Below are 19,887 nucleotides of genomic sequence, written 5' to 3'. Positions count from 1 at the left end.
CTGAGCTTTTCTCAGTTGTTGGAATCCCCAGCTCCGCCATCCTGTTGGCAAGCCGGGCCGGAAACTGCCGGTACCGGGCACATCAACGGGAGGAATTGAAACATGGCAGACCTTGCCAAGCTGAGCGCAACCGAAACAGCGCTTGCCATCCGCGAGCGGCGTGTCTCCGCGTTAGAAGTCATGGAGGCCGCGATTGCGCGGATCGAAGCGGGCAACGAAAAACTGAACGCGTTTGTCTTTACTGCCTTTGACGAGGCGCGGGATGCCGCCAAGGCCGCAGACGATGCTGTCGCCCGCGGCGATGAGCTGGGTGCGCTGCATGGTGTGCCGACTGCGATGAAAGACCTGTTTGACTTCAAACCGGGCTGGCCGAGCACGTTGGGCGGCATTCCGCAGCTCAAAGACAACATTGCCGACATGAAATGCGGCTTCGTTGAAAGCATGGAAGCGGCTGGCGCTATCTTTGTCGGCAAGACCAACAGCCCGGCAATGGGCTATCGCGGCACCACGGACAACGTGGCGTTCGGCCCGACCACCAACCCGTTTGACACCAGCCGAAATGCCGGCGGCTCATCGGGCGGGTCCGCCGCCGCGGTTGCCGCAGGCATGCTGCCGGTTGCCGAAGGCACCGACGGCGGCGGGTCGATCCGCATCCCTGCTGCCTGGACCAACACCGTTGGCTACCGCGCCTCGGCAGGCCGCACGCCGCTGCTGGTGCGCCCGAATGCGTTTGCCAACACGCTGCCCTATATCTTTGAAGGTACCATTACCCGCAATGTCGAGGATGCGATCCTGTCGCTGGGTATTCTGCAAGGTGCGCAACCCGGCGACCCGAACTGCCACCAGATGGTCAACGACTTCTCGGATGCAGCCCTGCGCGGCATCAAGGGGATGAAGATCGGCTATAGCCCGGACCTGGATGTCTTTCCCATCGAAGGCGAGGTGAGCGAAGTGGTCGCCGACGCGGTCAAAGTGTTCGAACGGGCTGGCGCCGAAGTGGAAGAGATCAAGATCGGCCTGACCCGCGACCAGCGCGAATACAGCGATATCTGGTGCCGCCTGTTCGTGCCGATCATGCGCCACAGCTTTGACGCCATCAAAGACTCGGGTCTTGACCTGCTGTCCGAGGAGCATCGCCACGGGCTGGCGCCGGACTTGCTTGACTGGGTGGAGCGCGTCGGGCCGGGCTACAGCGCGGATGACCTCTACCGCGATCTGTCTGTCCGCTCGGAAGTGTTCGATGCCTACCAAGCCACTTTTGCGAAATACGACCTGATCGTTTCACCCACGGTGAGCGCAATGCCGGTCAAGAACACCGCGGATGGCAACACCAAGGGCCCCAGCGAAATCAACGGTGTGGAAATTGATCCGCTGATCGGCTGGTGCCCGACTTTCCTGACCAACTTCACCGGCCACCCGTCTGTGTCGGTGCCCGCGGGCCTGGGCACATCCGGTCTGCCGGTTGGCCTGCACATTGCTGGACGCCGCCAAGCCGACGGCGACGTGCTGGCTGCCGCTGCGGCCTTTGAACGCCTGCGCCCGTGGGCGCAGCACTACAACCGGATTGCCCTCTAACGGTCCGGACTGCCTCTAGGGCCGGATCCCACACGCCGCTGATCCCGCGGCGTGCCGGCCGCTTTTTGCCAAACCAACAGGAGAATACCAATGAAAATGCTGAAATCTCTGGCGCTTGCCGCTGCCATGACTGTGACCGCCGCTTCCGGCGCCCTGGCCGAGGCACTGCCGATCAACAAGGCAGTTGTCGTCGAATATCTTGAGTTCAACCTGGTCGACGGCGCCAACCCGGATGCGTTCCTGCGCGAAACCCTGGCCATGGACGAAGTGCTGGAAGGCTATGACGGGTTCGTTGCCCGCCACCTGGCTAGAAACACCGATGGCTCCTGGGTCGAGGTTGTCTACTGGACCTCGCAGGAAGATGCCGAAGCGGCCCTGCCGCGCTTTGTCGAAGACCCGCGCACCAAAGGTTTCCTGGCGCTGGTCAACGGCGACTCGCTGTCGGTGAAATACTCGAACCTCTTTGAATTCTGAACCGGCCGCCGGGCGGGGTCTGCTGATCCCGCCCAAATCAAGAGCTGCCGCCAAAGGCAGCCGTCCGCAGCCCGCAAACAACAGGGAAACCCAATGAAGACCATCACAAAAACACTGGCCCTTGCAATCGGCCTTGCCGCTGGCACGCTGGCCCAGGCTGATGAGATCAAAGAAGTCACCATCAAACAGATCCGGGAAGCCGCAGCGGATGCCTGCGCCGGCGGTCAAACCTACCAAGTGGCCTACAGCCACTCGGTTTCAGAGGTTGCAATCGTCAAGCAGGTGCGCCGGTTTGCCGATGAACGCGCCGCTCAGCTGGGGTGCGTGACTGTCTTGCATGACAACACACAGGCCAATAATCTGGAGCAGCAGATCAATGCGATCCAGGGCTGGATCACTCTTGGCGTTGACGCCATCGTTGTTCTGCCGATTGAGCCCACAGCTTTGCAGCCGCTGCAGCGCCAGGCCCAGGCGCAGGGGATCAAGTGGCTGACCTACTTGGGCAAAATGGACGGGTCGGATGGCTTTGTCGGCTTTGATCACGCCCAGTCCGGCCAGATTGTGGCTCAGGCAGCGGTTGATTGGGCCAAAGAAAACGGTGTGACCGGTGCCAAGGCGCTTGTGACCACGCTGACTCCGCTGCCGTCGCTGGCTCCGCGCTGGACCGAGGTGATCCGGATCTTCTCGGAAAACGGTATTGAGGTGGTGTCGGAACAGGACGCGGCTGATCAGACCAATGGCCTGCGGGTCGCTGAAACGGTCCTGCAGCAGCATCCGGATCTGGATATCATCATCGGCATGGCAGATGACGCGGCGGTTGGCGCCCTGCGGGCGATCAAACTGGCAGGTGCAGATGCGGACGCGATATTTGTCGGCGGCCAGGACGGCTCCCTGGAAGGGCTGAGTGCAGTGAATGAGGGTGGTGCCTATCGCGCCTCCGCGGCGATCCTGATCAATGAGCTGGGCGCCAATATCGTTGACCTAGCACTGAATGCCGTGCGCGAGAAAGAACCGAGCTTTGCCTACACGCCCACTGTGCTGGCCAGCAAGGCCGACCAGCCGCTGCTGAACTTCCTTCTTTCGAATTACGAAAACTGATGCGTGGAACCGGCAAGGAGGCGGACATGCGTCTTGAAGTGAAGGATCTTCGCAAATCCTATGGCTCTGTTGCCGTGCTCAAAGGGGTAGACCTGCAGGTCGAGGCCGGAAAAGTTCTGGCATTCCTGGGAGCAAATGGCGCAGGCAAGTCCACTCTGCTGAACTGCATCAGCGGAGCGCAGGACGCGGACAAGGGCGATATTCTTGCGGGGGGAGCTTCCTTGCGCGGTGCCGCGCCGCGGCAGGTGCAGGACCTGGGCGTGGCGATCATCTATCAGCACTTTCAGGTCTTTGAAGGGCTGACTGTTGCCGAGAACATCTTTCTTGGACATGAAATCAAGCGCGGCGGCCGGGTGGACCGCCGCGCCCAGGACACCCAGGCGCGGGAGCTGCTCGCGCGGCTTGGGGTTTCAGGTATCAATCCGCGGGCCGATCTTGGAACGCTGGGCGTCGGCGAGCGCAAGGTGGTGGAAATTGCGCGTGCGCTGAGGCTGAAACCCAGGTTTCTCATTCTTGATGAGCCGACGGCATCGCTCTCTGACAAGGAGGCCAAGGCGCTGCATGCGGTGATCCGGCAGGCGGTAGCCAAGGACGGGATCGGAGTCATCTACGTCACGCATTTTCTTGATGAAATCCACAAGGTCGCGGATCAGGTCACCATCCTGCGGGACGGGCGTATCCTTTGGACACGGCCGGTGGAGGAGGTGTCCATCGCCGACATGACGGATGCAATTTCCCCGGATGCGCTTTCGAAGGGGATAGAAAAGCCTGGCTTCACGCTCAGCGGTCCCGCTGTCCTGAAGATGGATGGTTTGAGCACCGGATTTGTCGGGCCCGTCAGCGCCGAACTGCGGGCAGGCGAGGTTCTTGGCATCTACGGGCTGATGGGAGCGGGCAGAACCGAACTGCTGGAATGCCTGTCAGGTGCTGCGCCGAATTCCAGCGGCCGGATAGAGCTCGACGGGCAGGATGTCAGCTTTGCTGCGCCGCGAGAGGCGCTGGCGCGGGGTGTCGCCCTGGTGGCCAGCGACCGCAAGGAGCAGAGCCTGTTTGCCAGTTTTGCTGCTGTCGAAAACCTGCTTGTGCCGCACTTTGGGCGCTCGCCGATGCCGCGGCTGCTGCGCGATTTCCGCCGCGAAGGCCGGGAGTTTGAACGCGCCGCGCGCCGGCTGAACATCCAGCCGCCCAACCCGCGACTGCAGGGGCAACGGTTCAGCGGCGGCAATGCGCAGAAGATCATGGTGGGCCGCTGGCTGGTCGAAGGGACAGGGCTGAAGCTGCTGCTGCTGGATGAGCCGACCCAGGGCGTCGACATTGGCGCCCGGCACGAGCTCTACGAGGCCCTGGCGGATGTGAAGCGCAAAGGCACGGCAGTCGCGGTGGCCTCGTCGGACGCGACCGAGATCTGCTTGCTGGCCGACAAAGTGCTGGTGCTGGGCCGCGGCAGGCAAGTGGCCCTGATCGACAACCCGCAGGATGAAGAAATGCTGATCGAGCTGGCTCACCGCGCAGAGCACAGCGCGCAACAGGACCTTCCAGGTGCAGAGCCTGAAGCAAATCAAATGGAATTGACGCAATGACAGATACCGGACTGACACGGGCCGCAGCGGCGGCTGACGAAAAAGCCGAACGCGACTGGTTCGAGATCGCTGTGGCGGCGGCGTTGCCGGCAGCCATCGCCCTGCTGGCGCTGTTCTTCTATGTAAAAGCGCCGGTCTTCATGACCGCCAACAACTGGATCGCGATCTCGGTGCAAGTGTCAGCGCTGATGACCATTTCCATCCCTTTCGCAATGCTACTGATGGCTGGCAAGATCGACCTGTCTGTCGGCTCCACCCTGGCGCTTTGCGGTGTTGTTGCCGGGCTCAGCTTTGAACCCTTGGGGATCACAGGTGCGGTGCTGCTCACCTTGGCTGTTGGAACTTGCACGGGGCTGATCAATGGGGTGCTTGTGTCGTCAATCGGGATGTCCCCGATCATTGTGACCTTGGGCACGCTGACCCTCATCCGCGGGCTGGCCCAATGGCTGGCGCCGAACCCGATCTTCGGTTTTCCGGAGGAATTCCTGGTCATCGGCTACGAGCGGATCTTCGGCCTTCCGGTCCTGACCTGGATCATGCTTGCAGTCATCGCTCTTGGGGCGGCGGTCATGGCCCTGCTGCCAATCGGCCCGCAGATTGTGGCGCTGGGGGTGAACCGGCGGGCGGCTTTCCTGGTCGGCCTCAGGGTCAAGGCCATTGGTGTCGGGCTTTATGCTGCTACTGGCTTTTTTGTGGCAGTTGCGGCGCTGATGAGCATATCCCGGATCAACTCGGCCCCTGCCGGCACGCTGGGTGTCGGCGTAGAACTCAGCGTTCTGACGGCGGTTCTGCTGGGCGGTATCCCTTTTACCGGCGGTAAGGGCTCGGTCCTGCGGGTTGTGCTCGGTGTCTGGCTGCTGGGGATGCTGTCGAACGGGCTGATTCTGATGAATGTGCCAACTGAATTGAGCCTCATGACAACTGGTATCGTTTTGGTTGTGGCGGCGGGTCTGGACGTATTGCGTGCGAGGCGCGGCTAACTCCAGACTGAACCTGCAGGCCTCTTCCGTGCGGGAGGGGCCTGCCCCTTGAAAAGAGAGGTTCATGCCGTGAAACGCCTGCCGCCCCTGACCAGCCTTCAGGCCTTCGAGGCCGTCTCCCGGCATATGAGCATCAAGTTGGCGGCAGAGGAGCTGTCGCTGACCCCCACCGCGATCAGCCACCGGCTCAAGACCTTGGAAACACAGCTGGGCATTTCGTTGTTCCACCGGCTGACACGGTCGCTGAAGCTGACGGCTGAGGGCGAAATACTGAGCCCTTTTGTCAGCGATGCTTTCAGCCAGCTGAACCAGGGCGTGGCGCAGCTCAGCATGGATGAAATCGAGGGCGAGCTGGTGGTGACCACCACGCGCTCTTTTGCCTGGAGCTGGCTCAGCCCCCGGCTGCCGAAGTTCAGCCGCCTGTATCCGCAGCTCGATGTCAAAGTCATCGCGTCGGACAGCGTTTTGGATTTTGCGCGGTACTCCGTTGATATTTCGATCAGATACACGGATACGCCCGATCCCGGCGCCCATGCGGCCTGGGTGCTGGATGACTTTGTGACCCCGGTCTGTGCCCGTAAATTGAGCAGCATGATCAGAACCCCGGAAGACCTGCTGAGCCGGGATCTGGTCGAATATGAATGGCTTGGGTTCGAAGACGGCGATCCGAACTGGCAAGCGTGGTTCGCCTCAGCCGGGGTGCCAGCCTGCCAGATCCGCCCGATCGCGCATTTCAGCGATGAAATCATGTGTATTGAGGCCGCCATAGACAACCGCGCGGTCGCCCTTGTCAGTGTGATCGCAGCATCCCGCGAGATTGAGCGGGGGCGCATTGCTGCCCCTATCCCGCAGGTGCTAAAGGATCGCAGCTATTACCTGGTCTGCCCGGTAGAGCGGGCCCGCACCGCGAAGATCAAGGCGTTTCAGGACTGGCTGCTGAGCGAGGCGGACCTGTTCCGGGACAGCGCCTATGGCCAGCAATTCATGCCCCAAGGTTGAGATTCGGCAGCCGGTTTGCAGCTAACAAGGGTTGCAGCCCGCGAAACTCACGGATTGGCCGCGTCCAAAGGCTGAGAAAATCTTTGAAACGGCTGAGTTCTGCTCGATTGTTGGGCCGGCGGCCGGGCTGGATACTTCCTTCATCACGCAAGGGAGGAGCCGGAAATGGCCAAGAATAATCTCACACGGCGGGGTCTTCTGAAGACAAGCGCCATGGCAGCCGGTGCGCTGGCGATACCGATGATCGCACGGGCGCAATCCGTTACCGAATTGACGATGCTGGCTTGGTACGGCCAGGCGGAACCGGATGCGGTTGCCGAATTCGAAGAGCTGCACAACGTCAAAATCACTCCGAAGTATTATGTCGGCGGCGAACAGATGCTGGCCCTTCTGGCGCAGTCCCCGGCGGGGACTTATGATCTGATCCACGCGGATGCCGAATATGTGCAGCAGCTGGTCCGTGCCAATTTTGTCGAGAAGCTGGACCCGGCCGACTACCCGTTCGATGACTTCTACCCGGAGTTCCACAAGTTCCCTGGGCACTGGCATGACGGCGAACTCTATGCGGTGATCAGCCGCTTCGGCTTCCTGGGGATCTCCCACAATCTGGATGCTGTTTCTGTCAAAGAGGCGATGTCCTATGACATGCTGTGGGACCAGCGGCACAAGGACAAGGTCGGCCATTTCGACTGGCACCTGCCCAATCTCGGCGTGCTGAGCCTGCGTGACGGCAACGCGCAGCCCTATGACATCAGCGGCGGCGCATGGGGCAAGCTGCAGGAAACCACGCTCAGCCTGAAACCGCAGGTGCGGGGGTTCTACGACTATGGCGGCGTTCTGTCTTCGCTGAAATCCGGCGAAGTCACCGTGATGCCGGGGATCGGTGAGTGGATTACCGGTGTGCTGCGCCGCGATGGCGCCAATGTCACCACTACTATCCCGGAGCAAGGCGGCATCCAGTTCACCGAAAGCTTCTCGATCGGCCGCGGATCGCGCAAGGCAGAGTTGGCGCGCAAGTTCATCCAGCACGCCTCCAGCCCCTCCGGGCAGTACAACCTGGCCAATCTGAACGTGTTCCCTGCAATCATCCCGTCAAAGGCTGGCTGGGAACGGATGATTGCCGAGAAGCCTGAAGATGCCCGCCATTTGGGGATGTTCAAGGGTGAAGGCAACGCCATCGACCTGATCCGCAAGGGCCGCATCCATATCCGCCAGCTGCCGGTGCAGCAGGACCTGGGTGACTGGAACGACTTCTGGTCCGCCTACAAGAGCGCCTGATCTCCCCTCTCAGGTGCTTTTGGTCCCGCTGCCGGGCTCCGATTGGCAGCGGGACCTCTCACGACCCTTCCCAGAGCCGAAGGACACAACCATGACTTCTCTCCTACAAGCCCGGCGCCTGTCCCGGGCCGCCTATGGCGCCATGTGGAGCCTGCCGCTGCCGGTCTGGCTGGCGGGGTTCTTTCTGGGGCCGATGGTCCTGCTGATCTGGCTCAGCTTCTGGGATGTGAAGAACTTTCTGCTGACGCCGGATTTCCAGCTGGAGAACTGGCAGAAGATCCTGACCGCCGGGTATTTCTGGTCTGCCTACGCGCGCACTGCGGTGATCGCCGCCAGCGCCGCGGCGCTGGCCACGCTGGTAGCGCTGCCCTGCGCGCTGGCCATCAGTTTCTTTCTAAGCCCGCGTGCCCGGATGGTGCTGCTGGGCCTGTTTGTGGTGCCCTTCTTCACCTCCTACCTGGTGCGCATCTACTCCTGGCAGATCTACCTGACCGAAAACGGCATCGTGATGAAGCTGATGGCAGCCATCGGCATTGAGACCGGAAGCCTGCTGAACACACCGCTGGCGCTGATGATCGGGCTGGTCACCCTGACGCTGCCGCTGGTGATCGTGATCCAGTCGATCTCGCTTCTGTCGCTGGACCGGACCCTGATTGATGCGGCCTACAACCTTGGCTGCGGCCCGCGCCGGGTGCTGTTTGCCACGGTGCTGCCCGCCGCCCGCCCGGGGATCGTGCTGGGGGCGCTGTTCGCCTTCATCTTCAGCTTCGGGGACTTCGTGACGGCAACCTACCTGGGCGGCGGCAAGTTCACGACCCTGTCCATCCTGATCGCCGACACCGTGAAATCCGGCCAGCAATGGCCCCGCGCCGCCGTCGTCGCCCTGATGATGATTGCGACGCTGCTGCTCACCGCGCTGGCCTCGATCGCCTATGCTTACCGGAGATCCTGACCCATGCGAGTTTCCCGCACCACCCGCCGCCTGACCCTTGCCTTCACCGGCCTGGCCCTCGCGTTCCTCTATGCGCCGATCCTGACGAACTTTGTGTTCTCGCTGAACTCCGACCGGTTCCCGACGATCCCGCTTGGCGGCTTCACGCTGGAGTGGTACCGGCTGATCCTGGCGGATGCGCTGGTGATCGACGCCTTCAAAAATACAGTCAAGATCGCGCTGATCGTGGCGCCGGTGGCCACCGTGATGGGCTTTGCCGCGGCTTATGCCGACTACCGGTTCAACTTCCTTGGCAAAAAGCTGGTGCTGGTCTTTGCACTGATGCCGCCGCTGATCCCGCTGGTGGTGATTGGCCTGGCGATGCTGGCCTATCTGTCCCGCATCGGCCTGTCCGGCACGCTGCCCGCCATCATCGTCAGCCATATCGTGCTGACCTCCCCCTTTGCGATGGCAATCATCCGTCTGCGGTTTTCGCAGATCGATGGCGACCTCGAATTCGCCGCTCAGAACCTCGGCGCGTCAAACTGGTGCGCGTTTCGGGAGGTGATCATCCCATCGACCAATACCTCGGTGCTGGCCGCCTTCCTTTTGTGCATGGCGGTGAGCTTCGATGAATACGCGGTCACCTGGTTTGTCGGCGGGCTGGAGGAAACGTCCTCGGTACGGATCCTCAGCTTCCTGCAATCCGCCGTCAGCCCGCGCATCAACGCCATCGGCTCCATCACTTTCGTGACCTCAATCTCCCTGATCCTGGGCGCCCAGTTCCTGGTGCTGCGCCGCCTGACGAAGGACGCAAAATGAACTCTCTCTCCCCCCTCCACCCCGCGCGTGACGCAGCGCCGCAGCCGCAGGAGCGTGCCATGAGCCAAGCCCATATTTCGCTGAAGAGCCTCCGCAAGACCTATGGTCCGGCGGTGGCGGTGGAAAACCTCAACCTGGATATCGAAGAGGGGAAATTCATCGCCATCATGGGCCCGTCGGGCTGCGGCAAATCTACCATGCTGAGGATGCTGGCCGGGCTGGAAGAGGCCAGCGGCGGTGACATCCTGTACCAGGGACGGCGGATCAACGACCTGCCGATCTGGGAGCGCGAAATGCCGATGGTCTGGCAATCCCTGGCGTTGTTCCCCTTCCTGACGGTGCGCGAAAACGTCGAATTCGGCCTGCGGATGAACGGCGTGGGCGCAGCGGAACGCAAGCACCGGGCGCAGGTCTGGCTGAAGAAACTGGGCCTGGGCGAATATGCGGACCGCGGCATCGACCAGCTGTCCGGCGGCCAGCGGCAGCGGGTTGCCCTGGCGCGCTGCCTGGTCACGGAACCCTCGGTGCTGCTGCTGGATGAACCGCTGTCGGCCCTGGACGCCCATCTGTCGGTGCAAATGCAGGGCGAGCTGAAACGGCTCCAGCGCGAGCTGGGCATCACCTTCATCTACGTCACCCACAGCCATTCCGAGGCGTTCTCGATGGCGGACACCGTGGTGATCATGAACAAGGGCCGGATCGAGCAGGCCGGCAGCCCGGAAGACATCTATCTGCGCCCGGCGACGCCCTTTGTGGCGGAGTTCCTGGGTGGGTCGTCAATTTTCGGCTGCACCGTGCGGCCGCGCAAAAATGGCGAGCTGGTGCTGGAGAGCGCTGACGGCACCTTCAAATGGGACGCGGCCCAAAGCTCCGGCCTTACGCCGGGGCAGAACGTCAGCCTGGTTGTCCGGGCGGATCAGATCTCCATCACCCCGGCGGCCGGCTGGGCAGACAACGAAGTCTCCTGCCGCGTCATCGGCGAGGAGTTTGTCGGTGCGCTGGTCAATCTCCGCCTGGAAACCGGCGCGGGCACTCAGATCACGGTTCAGCTGCAGCAGCGCGACATGCAGAGCCTTGATCTTGTGACCGGGGCAGGGGTGACCGCCAGCTGGCACCCGGAAGACGGCCACATCATTGCAGAATGAAGGAAAGGAAGCCTGAAATGGCACAGAAGAAAGTTCTTGTTTACGGCGACAGCAACACCTGGGGCTGGATCGGTGTGGAAGAGGCATTTCCCTCCACCCGCTACGCCGACGGCGAACGCTGGGCGGGGGTGATGGCCGCTGAGCTGGGCAGCGGTTATCAGGTCGCAGTGGACGGGCTGACCGTGCGGGCAACCAACCTTGATGACTCCATGGATTGGAATGCCATCAAAGCGGACATGTTCAATGGCGCCAAAACGCTGCCCGCCGCCATCGCCCGGGAGATGCCGGTGGATTTGCTGATCATCGCTTTGGGCACCAACGATCTGAAGGCGGAAACAAACCGCTCCGCCGAAGATATTGCCGATGCCATCATCGATGTGGCCAGGGTCGCGCAGGGCTGCGCGGGCGGTGTTGCGTATCACTACGGCGCGCCCGAGGTGCTGGTCGTGTCGCCGGCCCCTGTCAGCGACATGCCGCACCCGGATTTCGCGGCCATGTTCGAAGGCGGCAAGGCCAAGTCGGAAGCGCTCGGAAGCGCTCTCAAGATTGCGGCGGATAAGGCGGGGATCGCCAGCTTTGATGCGGGCGCCGCGGTGGGCAATGCCCGGGGCGCCGATGGGCTGCACATGAGCCAGGATCAGCATGCGCAACTGGGCAAGGCCATCGCTGAGGCAGTGCGCAATCTCTGACTTTCTAATGCCACCACACTCAATCCCATCATGCAACAGGAGGAGACCGATATGATGAAATTTGCAACCGGCCTGAAGACCGCGGTGTTTGCAGCAACCATGGCCGCAGGAGCTATGACCACCGCAATGGCCGCAGACCTGACGAAAGCCGGAACCATAGAATACGTCACCTTCAAGGCCAAGGAGGGCGTCACCGTCGAAGCTATGTCTGCCGCGGCAGCCGGCGGCACTGTGAACGCAAACCTGCACGCCAATTACGAAGGCTTCGTTGACCGCCATGTGGCGCTTCAGGCTGACGGTGTCTGGATTGAAGTCGTTTACTGGGAAAGCGAAGAGGCTGGCCGTGCCGCTCTGGATAAATTTGTTGCGGACCCGGTGAACAAGCCGTTTCTGGATCTGGTGAACGTGGACAGCGTCAACATCACCTATTCCGACATTCACTGACGCTGCGGCCCTGGGCCTCCTGTCTGCCGGGCGGCCCGGGTCCCAATCAGTTTCAATCCCTTTCATGCAGATATTTCAACTTTGTCTGACACCGCCGTCCATGCCATGAAAGGGTGAGATGAAAAGACGCTTGCCACCTCTGAACGCGATCCGCGCCTTTGAAGCCGCCGCCAGGCTGCAGAGCATCTCGGACGCTGCGGATGAGCTTTCGGTGACACCGACAGCCGTCAGCCATCAGATCCGGCATCTGGAAACATTGCTGGACATCAAGCTGTTCGAGCGCTCGGGCCGCAATATCACGCTGACGGACCAGGGCGCCCGGATGCTGCCGGATATCACCCGCGGCATGGACAGCCTGGCAGCCGCGTTTGAGGAGACCTATGGCAACATCGACGCCAATTCGGTCAACATCTCGACAACCCGCGAGTTCGCCCGCTACTGGCTGCAGCCCAGGCTGGGCCAGTTCTACGAGACCTTTCCGCAGCTGACGCTGAATGTTTATGCCAGCGAAGGGGTTGCGGACTTGAGCGGCAGCGAAATTGATGTGGCGATCCGCTATGGTGCAAAGCCTCCCGAAGGCAGCGCGGAAATCGCGCTTTATCAGGAGTACTATGTTGCTGCCGTCAGCAAATCACTGCTGCAGCCGGGCAGGGCCGCCCGGATTGAATTGCTGACCAAGCAGCGTCTGATCGAGGTCCGCTGGGAGAATTCCGCGTTGACGGCGCCGTCCTGGAAAGCATGGTTTTCAGCTGCTGGCCGGGATGGTTTCGAGACATTCCGCCGGATGAGTTTTGATGCCTACAACTTGGCATTCGACGCACTGAAACGCGGTCACGGTGCTGCTCTGCTAAGCCGGACGATTGTGAATTCCTCCGAGTTCGAAGACAGCCTAGTGCAGCTCGAAGGCCCGCAATTGCCGGGATATCACTACAGAGTGTTGCGCTCGCCCTCAGCGATGCGGAAACGGGCGGTGCGGCAGTTCGTGGACTGGATTTCAGACGCCGCCAAGGGCTGAAGCTCCCGCAAATGTGAACCGGATTGGCATAGTTACCAAAAAGTGCCTTCTGCATACAGCCGATCGCGGGCGGTAGATTGGCCAAAAAGCGTGCCGCCGAACGGAGAGCTTCTCATGCGCAAACACCTGATTGCCATCGCTATCTGCCTGCTGCCGAGCCTGGCTTTGGCGGAAGCGCGTATCCTGGTGCTGGGCGACAGCAATACATGGGGTTCGAATGCATCCGGTGCCCGGCATGATGGCGGCAGCCGCTGGGGCGCTGTTATGGGCGCAGAGCTGGAAGAGGCGGTTGTCATTGAGGAGGGCCGCATTGGACGCCGGACCGATTTGCAGCACGGGGCGCCCTTGGACAACATCGGTTTGGCGGTTCGCACCCCTATCCCGCAGGTGGCGGCGCAGCATATGCCGCTGGATCTCGCAGTCATCATGCTGGGCACAAATGACCTTCAGGCGGGGCTGCAGCGGGATGCTGAGACAATAGCGCGCTCAGCCTTCTCACTGGCCCGGATCCTGCGTGCGGGCGGGGTGCGGCAGGTTCTCGTCGTTGCACCGCCTCCCCTGATAGATCCGCACAAGGGGGCGCTGGGATATCTCTTTGGCGCTGCGGAGGAGCCTTCGGAGCGTCTGGCATCAGCCTTCAGCCTGATGTCGCAACGGACGGGCATACCGATGTTCGACGCGGGACAGATCATCAGGGCCGACGGGGCTGATGGCGTACACTTGTCTTCCGAGGCTCAACGCCGCTTGGGGCGGGCGATAGCTCCGGTGGCCCAGCAATTGCTGAGCGTTTACGCCCCGGATGCAGCCGAATGGTAGTTTTCCAGAACAGGAGATAAGATGATGAAAAGACGGATGTTTTGTGCCGCTGCAATGGTCGCGCTGGCCGTGGCCGCAGGTGGTCAGGCAAACGCAGCCGGGGCGGTTACGTTCCACTTTTATGGCGCCGAGGACTGCCCGCCCTGCATGGCTTTCAAAAGGGACCACCTGGCCGAGGTCAGAGCAGAAGGGAACGCGCTGGGTTTCGCGGTAGAGGACAACGTGATCCCGCGGACACGGGATGTGCCGACCCCGGGTGTCTACGGCGAGAGTGATCCAATCCTGCGTCTCGCGGCTCCTCATCTGGAGTTTGTCTATCCGCCGATCTTCTTTGTTTCGCAGGCTGGTGGGATTGTGTCAGTCCACGGCCATGACTGGCGTGCGGCAATGGAGGCAGCGCGGCAACTGGTAGGCCAAAGCGGATGAGCCGGCTGCGCGGCCTGGCCGGCGGCATCGGCCTGCTGATTGCGGGTGCCGCCGGAGCGCAAGACCTGCAAGGGCGTGACACCGCGGGGAATTGGCGGGTCACGCATTATTCTTCGCATGGCATCTGGAACACCATCTGCGATGAACGTGAGGAGCAGGGGGCCTTGAAAAAGAGGTGCTACATCCGCTGGGTGGATGTGTATGCCGAAGCCCCTAAATTCGGGGCCCTTTTTACATTCGTGACGCCGCAGAAGGATGCGAGCGGTGCGCATGATGTCATGTTTGGCCCAGAGCCGGGTACGGCCTTCGTGGCAGATGGTTTCCGGATAGACAGAGCTGGCCGGACCGTTTGGCAAATGCGGGACCGCCGGTGTCTTTTGTGGGCGGACTGCAGCCTGGATGAGGAAGAGTCGGCGGCAGTTCTGCAAGCCCTGCAGTTGGGCGGTGTTTTGCGGTTTGAATTCGTGGGCCGACATGGCCGCCGATTTAGCCTGGAATGGCCGCTGGAAAGGTTCGCTGAAGCTTTTGAAACTTATGAGCAGCAGTGGCGGAAACGGCAATAGGCCCTGCCCGGTGCCAGCAAGTTGCCTAGGCAAAAGCCGCCCCGGAAGGGGGCGGCTGTACTCGTGACAGACGGAACAGGCAGATTATTCGCTGTGGAAAATCGCATCGCCCTTGCCACTCTGGAAAACGAACAGAACGCAGTCCTCTTCGCTCACGCAGGCGTCACCGTGAAAGGCGTTGCCGGGCTGGGTAACGCGCGATCCGACTGGCAGCACCTTTGTTTCGCCAGCGAAGCTGTGCTGCCATTCGCCCTGGATAGTGATGCCTTCATAGGCGTAGGTGTGGGCGTGTTCGGGAACCTCGAAACCGCCAGGCATCTTCAGGTACATGGCATAGGGGCCGGTATTGCGGTCACCCCAAAGAATGGACAGCGACATCGGGGTGCCCTCGATCGGGGTCCATTTGATGTCGTCGAATTTCGTCATCAGCCCGGTGTCCGCAAATGCCGCGGTTGCTGCGGTGAGCGAAACCGCGGCTGCGGCGGCAAGTTTCAAAAAACCCATTTCATGATCTCCTTTGTCAATGGCAGGCGGCAGCCGATCCGGCTGCCCCATGGGCGGAAGTTGAGGCAAATGAACCTACGAAAATGGCGGAGAGGCGAAATATGCGCGGTTGCAATGATCTGTTTCGGGGGTGCCGATGAAACTGACCGGTGATGATCTCCTGGTAATCCTGGCACTGTGCCGGGAGCGGACCCTTGACCGGGCAGGCCGGTTTCTGGACCGGGATGTGTCTTCGGTGTTCCGGGCGATCAAGCGGATCGAGGCCAAAGCCGGCGCGCCATTATTTTCCCGCTCCAAGACCGGCTTTCACCCTTTCCCGGCAGCCGAAGAGCTGGCCGAACAGGGGCGGGAAATCAGCGAGGCGCTGTCTCAGGCTGAGGCCATCTGTTCTGGCTTGGATGATCAGTTGACCGGCCGTCTGCGGATCACCACTACGGATCTCCTGCTGGAGTATTTCATCTTGCCGAACCTTGCCGGCTTCCGGCGCGAATGTCCCAATGTCGACATTGATTTCAGCACCAGCAATCAATTCGCTAAGCTGTGGGAGCGCGGGTTTGATCTGGCGGTTCGCCCTTCGGCCAATCCGCCTGAACAATTGATGGGGCAGTTTCTCAGGAGGCTGGAATATGCTGCTGTGCGGGGCCATGGCTATACGCCGCCACATGGAGACGACAATAGCGGCAGTTTCGATTGGCTGGTGCCAGGCAGCGGCCTGGCACAGCATCCTGTCAGGAAATGGTTTGCAATGAACGCGGCGGAGTGTGCCTCGGTCACAAGTTTCGATTCTATGAGCCTCATGATACGGGCCGTTAGGGCGGACCTGGGTGTTTCACTGGTGCCGGACCTGCCTGCGCTCACCGATGGTTTGGTCAAAATGGATGGTCTGGAGGTCAGTGAGTTCTCCGAAATCTGGTGCTTGTACCATCCCAGCAACCGCGGCAATCCGCTGATCCAGGCCTTCAGTAAATTTATGAAGCGCACTCTGAACTGATACCGGGTTGAGGGCAGGGCGGGCACCGGATCAAGCGTGGCTTTACTTCCGGGTCATGTCCTCGAAGTTTTCAATCACCCAGTTGTCAAGCGAGCTGATCACGGCGGCCAGAGAATGCCCAAGCGGCGACAGGCGGTAGTCCACTCGGGGTGGTACCTCGCCATAGTCGCGGCGGGTGACCAAATTGTAGTCTTCCAGCCTTTTCAAAGTCTGGGTCAGCATTTTCTGTGAAATCCCTTCAATCGCCCGCATCAATTCGGCGTTGCGCATTGGTCCGTCCAGTAGCAGGGGGATGATTAGCAAGGACCATTTGTCTCCGATCACTGCAATGATCTGACGGGAAGGGCAGAGGGCTGCGTATGGATCGGGCTTGATATCAAGCATTTGTGAAAACCCTATAGGAACTAAAAGGTGCGTACTTTTGGTTCGGTTCCTTAAATCTTATCGTCTGCTTCGAGCGATGCAAGCAAGAGACACTGGTTTTAAGAACCTCACATGGGGTCTGCCGGCCGGTACGTTGTTTCCCCGGGCTTGCTTGCGGCTTATTTGCAAGGAGATCGAAGATGACACAAATCACTCGCAGACAGGTATTTGGTACCGCTGCTGCCGCTGCCGCCGCAACGGTTCTGCCGGCTACAGTTTCCGCCAAGGCTCCTTTGGCAAACGAGCAAGCCCCGGGATTCTACCGCCGCAAGGTAGGAGATGCCCAGGTCACGGCCTTGCTGGACGGTTATATTGACGTCGCCCACGGGTTTTGGACAGGTATCGAGCAGGCATCGGTGGAAGACTTGGCAGCAGCGGCTGGCTTGCCGGACAATGGCTCGATCCGGATTGGCGTCACCTCCTATCTGATTAATCAGGGCAACCGCCTGGTTCTGGTTGATACCGGATCGGCAGATTTGTTCGGTCCGACCGCTGGCAAATTCCTTTCCGCTCTCGCCGCGGCAGGGTACACGCCGGATCAGGTGGATGACATTCTGATCACTCACATGCACCCTGATCACATTGGTGCCCTCTTGGAAAACGGTGCAGCCGTGTTCCCGAATGCGCAAATCCACGTTGCTGGGCTCGAGTTCGACTATTGGACGTCGGCGACTGAACAGTCAAAAGCACCTGACTTCGCCAAATCCTGGTTTGATGCCGCGATCAGGGTGAAAACCGCATATGACGACCGGATCCACGTTTTCTCAGGCGCGCCCGAAGTGATCCCGGGCTTCACAGCGGTGCCGCTCTATGGCCACACGCCGGGCCACAGCGGCTACCGCCTGTCTTCAGGTGGCGAGGATCTGCTGATCTGGGGGGACGCTTGCGGTGTCGCGTCGGTTCAATTCGCCCACCCGGAAGCAGGCCTGGCCTTCGATGTCGATGGCGCAACCGGAAAACAAACCCGTGCCAGCCTGCTGGATTTGGCCGCCGGAGAAGGCGTGCTGGTTGCCTCCGCGCACCTGCCTTTCCCGACCTTTGGCAGGGTTCTGCGTTCGGGCGAAACCTATGCCTGGCAGCCGGACGAGTACCGTTTCGACGTCTGACATGACCAAGCGGTCAGGGTTTTTATTTGCAAACAGGAGCAGGCCGGCCGCCTGCTCCGCTTGAATTTTAAGGCGATGCACATGAGCACTGCACCCAAGCGCGGCATGTTTCGGGGCCAATGGTACAGGGATCTTGAAACTCTGCCCGATCGTGGCGCCGACATTGAAGCGAGCTTTGCCACCCCGGCATCAAGGGAAGAACCGGATGTTCAGCGCCTGCGGGACTGGCCCGGGAGCTACCATCTTTTTGCAGCAAAGGCCTGTCCTTTTGCCCACCGGGTTCTTTTGATGCTGGCAATTGTTCCGCAACCAGCCTTGGGTATTACATATTGCGGCCCATGGCTGGGTGGACCAGAGGGCTGGAGTTTTGCCCCAGGATCTGCGCCGCCCGTGGGAGAAGATGTTCTTTGGAAAGTTTATGCAGCTTCAGATCCTGCTTATTCAGGCCGGGTAACTGTACCCGTCTTGTGGGATAATACCGCTGGCGCCATTGCCTCTGCAGACTCCCTGGAAATCATGCAGGCCCTTACGAGAGCTTACCGGCCGGAAATGTGTCCGGAGGACGCAGCCTTTGCAAAACTTTGTATCTGGTGTCCGTTGTCAGGGATTTTGGGACAGATTGCGGCGTGATCTAAGAGAGGGTCTGGCTCATCTGGTGGTCTGATTATGCTGCGGATTTGCGGTGAAGCAAGCGCCGCGTTTCGATGGTCTTTCGTTTGATCCTTTCTCGTTGTTTTAGAATGGCTTGCCCTCGCCCGAAGTAGACGTCAGCGGGTGTCAGGTTCAGCAGGCTCTCGTGATAACGGTGGTGATTGTAGTGCTCGACGAAGGTGCCGATCTTCTGCCTGAGGTCGCCCGGTAGGTAGTAGTTTTCCAGCAGGACGCGGTTCTTCAAGGTCTGGTGCCACCGCTCGATCTTGCCCTGGGTTTGCGGGTGATATGGCGCACCGCGAACGTGATGCATCTGCTGATCTTCCAGCCAGTCAGCCAACTCGCCAGAGATGTAGCTGGAACCGTTGTCTGATAGCAGCCGTGGCTTGTGCAGAACCTTCGCCTGGTTGCAGCCCGAGGCTTGCAGCGCCAGATCCAGGGTGTCGGTCACGTCGCCCGTCTTCATCGTCGTGCAGAGCTTCCAAGCGATGATGTAGCGGCTGTAATCGTCCAGGATCGTGGATAGGTAGAACCAACCCCAACCGATGACCTTGAGATAGGTGAAGTCAGTCTGCCACAGCTGGTTGGGACGCGTTGTCTTGTCCTGGAACTCGTCTGCCGCCGACAGAACCACGTAAGCCGGGCTGGTGATCAAATCATAGGACTTGAGGATGCGATAGACCGAAGCCTCTGACACAAAATACTTTTCCGTGTCAGTGAAGCGCACGGCCAATTCGCGCGGCGACAGTTCGCTTTCCTTCAGGGCCAAGTCCTTGATCCTCTCCCGGACCGCCTCGGGAATGCGGTTCCAGACCCGTGGCGGCCTGGGGCGGCGGTCCTCAAGCGCCTCAGGGCCGCCAGACAGATACCGGTCATACCAGCGGTAGAAGGTCGCTCTGGGGATGCCCAGTTTGTCCAGCGTGCGTTTGGTTGGCAAATGCGATCCTTCCACCAGCCGGATGATCTCCAGCTTCTCGGATGCGGGGTACCTCATTCGCCATCGCCCCCATCCCCGAGTATGCTTTTTTTCAGAAGGCGCAGTTCCAATGCCTGCTCGGCAACGACCTCTTTAAGATCGCGCGCCTCACTTCGCAGATCCTTGACCTCGCTCGACGTCGCTGCACGCGCCGTGTCGCCCGCCAGGCGCTTCTTCCCAGCCTCGAGGAATTCCTTGGACCAACTGTAATAGAGGCTCTGAGCAATGCCCTCGCGGCGGCACAGCTCAGCAATACTGTCCTCGCCCTTCAGGCCGTCCAGAACGATCCTGATCTTCTCTTCCGCTGAATACTGCTTGCGGGTGGCCCGGCGGATATCCTTGACGACCCTCTCGCCGTGGCTCTGCTTGGTTCCGGGTTTCTGTCTCATCTCCACTCCTTG

Annotated in this window: 22 protein-coding genes; 19 read left to right on the top strand and 3 right to left on the bottom strand. The window is 60.7% G+C overall.

The window, feature by feature from the left end:
- The first annotated feature begins 102 nt into the window (after positions 1-102).
- The 16 genes from ACXAEH_RS12445 (at position 103) to ACXAEH_RS12370 (ending at position 14,835) form a co-directional block, all read left to right on the top strand.
- On the top strand, positions 103-1,575 hold the full coding sequence (locus tag ACXAEH_RS12445) for an amidase (protein ID WP_475033164.1): 1,473 nt from the start codon (positions 103-105) through the stop codon (positions 1,573-1,575).
- Positions 1,576-1,665: 90 nt separating this feature from the next.
- Positions 1,666-2,049 carry a hypothetical protein gene (locus tag ACXAEH_RS12440; RefSeq protein WP_475033162.1) on the top strand — a complete coding sequence of 128 codons (384 nt, stop codon included), beginning with the start codon at positions 1,666-1,668 and terminating at the stop codon, positions 2,047-2,049.
- Between the two features lie 93 nt (positions 2,050-2,142).
- Positions 2,143-3,147: a sugar ABC transporter substrate-binding protein gene (locus ACXAEH_RS12435; protein ID WP_475033160.1), complete on the top strand. Its 1,005-nt coding sequence runs from the start codon at positions 2,143-2,145 to the stop codon at positions 3,145-3,147.
- A 26-nt stretch (positions 3,148-3,173) separates the two neighbouring features.
- Entirely contained in the window at positions 3,174-4,727 is a 1,554-nt protein-coding gene (locus ACXAEH_RS12430) for a sugar ABC transporter ATP-binding protein (protein ID WP_475033159.1), read from the top strand.
- Positions 4,724-5,707: an ABC transporter permease gene (locus ACXAEH_RS12425; RefSeq protein ID WP_475033157.1), complete on the top strand. Its 984-nt coding sequence runs from the start codon at positions 4,724-4,726 to the stop codon at positions 5,705-5,707. Before ACXAEH_RS12430 ends, ACXAEH_RS12425 begins: the two co-directional genes overlap by 4 nt.
- Before the next feature lie 69 nt (positions 5,708-5,776).
- Positions 5,777-6,706 carry a LysR substrate-binding domain-containing protein gene (locus tag ACXAEH_RS12420; RefSeq protein WP_039165619.1) on the top strand — a complete coding sequence of 310 codons (930 nt, stop codon included), beginning with the start codon at positions 5,777-5,779 and terminating at the stop codon, positions 6,704-6,706.
- 165 nt (positions 6,707-6,871) lie between these two features.
- On the top strand, positions 6,872-7,984 hold the full coding sequence (locus tag ACXAEH_RS12415; protein ID WP_475033156.1) for an extracellular solute-binding protein: 1,113 nt from the start codon (positions 6,872-6,874) through the stop codon (positions 7,982-7,984).
- A 91-nt stretch (positions 7,985-8,075) separates the two neighbouring features.
- Positions 8,076-8,936: an ABC transporter permease gene (locus ACXAEH_RS12410; RefSeq protein ID WP_475033154.1), complete on the top strand. Its 861-nt coding sequence runs from the start codon at positions 8,076-8,078 to the stop codon at positions 8,934-8,936.
- A gap of 3 nt (positions 8,937-8,939) precedes the next feature.
- A complete protein-coding gene (locus ACXAEH_RS12405) occupies positions 8,940-9,737 on the top strand; it encodes an ABC transporter permease (RefSeq protein WP_475033152.1) in 798 nt (265 codons plus the stop codon).
- Between the two features lie 59 nt (positions 9,738-9,796).
- On the top strand, positions 9,797-10,882 hold the full coding sequence (locus tag ACXAEH_RS12400; RefSeq protein ID WP_475033151.1) for an ABC transporter ATP-binding protein: 1,086 nt from the start codon (positions 9,797-9,799) through the stop codon (positions 10,880-10,882).
- A 17-nt stretch (positions 10,883-10,899) separates the two neighbouring features.
- Positions 10,900-11,571, top strand: coding sequence for an SGNH/GDSL hydrolase family protein (locus tag ACXAEH_RS12395; protein ID WP_475033150.1), 672 nt, complete (start codon positions 10,900-10,902; stop codon positions 11,569-11,571).
- A 51-nt stretch (positions 11,572-11,622) separates the two neighbouring features.
- On the top strand, positions 11,623-12,015 hold the full coding sequence (locus ACXAEH_RS12390; protein WP_475033148.1) for a hypothetical protein: 393 nt from the start codon (positions 11,623-11,625) through the stop codon (positions 12,013-12,015).
- A 118-nt stretch (positions 12,016-12,133) separates the two neighbouring features.
- Complete coding sequence (locus tag ACXAEH_RS12385) at positions 12,134-13,030, top strand: LysR substrate-binding domain-containing protein (protein ID WP_475033147.1); 897 nt, start codon at positions 12,134-12,136, stop codon at positions 13,028-13,030.
- A gap of 114 nt (positions 13,031-13,144) precedes the next feature.
- Positions 13,145-13,846 carry a GDSL-type esterase/lipase family protein gene (locus ACXAEH_RS12380; RefSeq protein ID WP_475033146.1) on the top strand — a complete coding sequence of 234 codons (702 nt, stop codon included), beginning with the start codon at positions 13,145-13,147 and terminating at the stop codon, positions 13,844-13,846.
- A 24-nt stretch (positions 13,847-13,870) separates the two neighbouring features.
- Positions 13,871-14,272, top strand: coding sequence for a hypothetical protein (locus tag ACXAEH_RS12375; protein ID WP_475033145.1), 402 nt, complete (start codon positions 13,871-13,873; stop codon positions 14,270-14,272).
- A complete protein-coding gene (locus tag ACXAEH_RS12370; protein ID WP_475033143.1) occupies positions 14,269-14,835 on the top strand; it encodes a hypothetical protein in 567 nt (188 codons plus the stop codon). Before ACXAEH_RS12375 ends, ACXAEH_RS12370 begins: the two co-directional genes overlap by 4 nt.
- An 84-nt stretch (positions 14,836-14,919) precedes the next feature.
- On the opposite strand, the gene ACXAEH_RS12365 is transcribed toward ACXAEH_RS12370, so the two are convergent.
- Positions 14,920-15,339, bottom strand: coding sequence for a cupin domain-containing protein (locus ACXAEH_RS12365; protein ID WP_475033141.1), 420 nt, complete (start codon positions 15,337-15,339; stop codon positions 14,920-14,922).
- A gap of 136 nt (positions 15,340-15,475) precedes the next feature.
- Here ACXAEH_RS12365 and ACXAEH_RS12360 point away from each other — a divergent pair, with 136 nt between their 5' ends.
- The gene (locus tag ACXAEH_RS12360; protein ID WP_475033139.1) at positions 15,476-16,330 is read left to right on the top strand and encodes a LysR family transcriptional regulator; all 855 of its coding nucleotides are present in this window, start codon (positions 15,476-15,478) and stop codon (positions 16,328-16,330) included.
- Positions 16,331-16,372: 42 nt separating this feature from the next.
- Here the strand turns inward: ACXAEH_RS12360 and ACXAEH_RS12355 are convergent, their stop codons facing one another.
- Positions 16,373-16,714: a winged helix-turn-helix transcriptional regulator gene (locus ACXAEH_RS12355; RefSeq protein WP_475033137.1), complete on the bottom strand. Its 342-nt coding sequence runs from the start codon at positions 16,712-16,714 to the stop codon at positions 16,373-16,375.
- Positions 16,715-16,893: 179 nt separating this feature from the next.
- Here ACXAEH_RS12355 and ACXAEH_RS12350 point away from each other — a divergent pair, with 179 nt between their 5' ends.
- Both ACXAEH_RS12350 and ACXAEH_RS12345 read left to right on the top strand, forming a co-directional pair.
- Positions 16,894-17,859, top strand: a complete 966-nt coding sequence (locus ACXAEH_RS12350; protein WP_475033135.1) for an MBL fold metallo-hydrolase — start codon at positions 16,894-16,896, stop codon at positions 17,857-17,859.
- 81 nt (positions 17,860-17,940) lie between these two features.
- Positions 17,941-18,489 (top strand): glutathione S-transferase family protein, encoded by a 549-nt coding sequence (locus tag ACXAEH_RS12345; protein WP_475033133.1) that lies wholly within the window; start codon positions 17,941-17,943, stop codon positions 18,487-18,489.
- A 34-nt stretch (positions 18,490-18,523) separates the two neighbouring features.
- Here ACXAEH_RS12345 and ACXAEH_RS12340 read toward each other — a convergent pair.
- A protein-coding gene (locus tag ACXAEH_RS12340; protein WP_475031037.1) for an IS3 family transposase occupies positions 18,524-19,875 on the bottom strand; the annotation gives its coding sequence in 2 pieces (ribosomal slippage) (positions 18,524-19,539 and positions 19,539-19,875; 1,353 coding nt in all).
- Positions 19,876-19,887 lie beyond the last annotated feature (12 nt).

The organism is Leisingera sp. ABM4_060, assembly GCF_056158765.1.
This window is presented reverse-complemented; position numbering and strand designations above follow the sequence as displayed.

Excerpts from the sequence above, each read along its gene's own strand:
- ACXAEH_RS12445 (WP_475033164.1), top strand. The coding sequence starts at position 103 with ATGGCAGACCTTGCCAAGCTGAGCGCAACCGAAACAGCGCTTGCCATC.
- ACXAEH_RS12440 (WP_475033162.1), top strand. The coding sequence starts at position 1,666 with ATGAAAATGCTGAAATCTCTGGCGCTTGCCGCTGCCATGACTGTGACC.
- ACXAEH_RS12435 (WP_475033160.1), top strand. The coding sequence starts at position 2,143 with ATGAAGACCATCACAAAAACACTGGCCCTTGCAATCGGCCTTGCCGCT.
- ACXAEH_RS12430 (WP_475033159.1), top strand. The coding sequence starts at position 3,174 with ATGCGTCTTGAAGTGAAGGATCTTCGCAAATCCTATGGCTCTGTTGCC.
- ACXAEH_RS12425 (WP_475033157.1), top strand. The coding sequence starts at position 4,724 with ATGACAGATACCGGACTGACACGGGCCGCAGCGGCGGCTGACGAAAAA.
- ACXAEH_RS12415 (WP_475033156.1), top strand. The coding sequence starts at position 6,872 with ATGGCCAAGAATAATCTCACACGGCGGGGTCTTCTGAAGACAAGCGCC.
- ACXAEH_RS12410 (WP_475033154.1), top strand. The coding sequence starts at position 8,076 with ATGACTTCTCTCCTACAAGCCCGGCGCCTGTCCCGGGCCGCCTATGGC.
- ACXAEH_RS12405 (WP_475033152.1), top strand. The coding sequence starts at position 8,940 with ATGCGAGTTTCCCGCACCACCCGCCGCCTGACCCTTGCCTTCACCGGC.
- ACXAEH_RS12400 (WP_475033151.1), top strand. The coding sequence starts at position 9,797 with ATGAGCCAAGCCCATATTTCGCTGAAGAGCCTCCGCAAGACCTATGGT.
- ACXAEH_RS12395 (WP_475033150.1), top strand. The coding sequence starts at position 10,900 with ATGGCACAGAAGAAAGTTCTTGTTTACGGCGACAGCAACACCTGGGGC.
- ACXAEH_RS12390 (WP_475033148.1), top strand. The coding sequence starts at position 11,623 with ATGATGAAATTTGCAACCGGCCTGAAGACCGCGGTGTTTGCAGCAACC.
- ACXAEH_RS12385 (WP_475033147.1), top strand. The coding sequence starts at position 12,134 with ATGAAAAGACGCTTGCCACCTCTGAACGCGATCCGCGCCTTTGAAGCC.
- ACXAEH_RS12380 (WP_475033146.1), top strand. The coding sequence starts at position 13,145 with ATGCGCAAACACCTGATTGCCATCGCTATCTGCCTGCTGCCGAGCCTG.
- ACXAEH_RS12375 (WP_475033145.1), top strand. The coding sequence starts at position 13,871 with ATGAAAAGACGGATGTTTTGTGCCGCTGCAATGGTCGCGCTGGCCGTG.
- ACXAEH_RS12370 (WP_475033143.1), top strand. The coding sequence starts at position 14,269 with ATGAGCCGGCTGCGCGGCCTGGCCGGCGGCATCGGCCTGCTGATTGCG.
- ACXAEH_RS12365 (WP_475033141.1), bottom strand. The coding sequence starts at position 15,339 with ATGGGTTTTTTGAAACTTGCCGCCGCAGCCGCGGTTTCGCTCACCGCA.
- ACXAEH_RS12360 (WP_475033139.1), top strand. The coding sequence starts at position 15,476 with ATGAAACTGACCGGTGATGATCTCCTGGTAATCCTGGCACTGTGCCGG.
- ACXAEH_RS12355 (WP_475033137.1), bottom strand. The coding sequence starts at position 16,714 with ATGCTTGATATCAAGCCCGATCCATACGCAGCCCTCTGCCCTTCCCGT.
- ACXAEH_RS12350 (WP_475033135.1), top strand. The coding sequence starts at position 16,894 with ATGACACAAATCACTCGCAGACAGGTATTTGGTACCGCTGCTGCCGCT.
- ACXAEH_RS12345 (WP_475033133.1), top strand. The coding sequence starts at position 17,941 with ATGAGCACTGCACCCAAGCGCGGCATGTTTCGGGGCCAATGGTACAGG.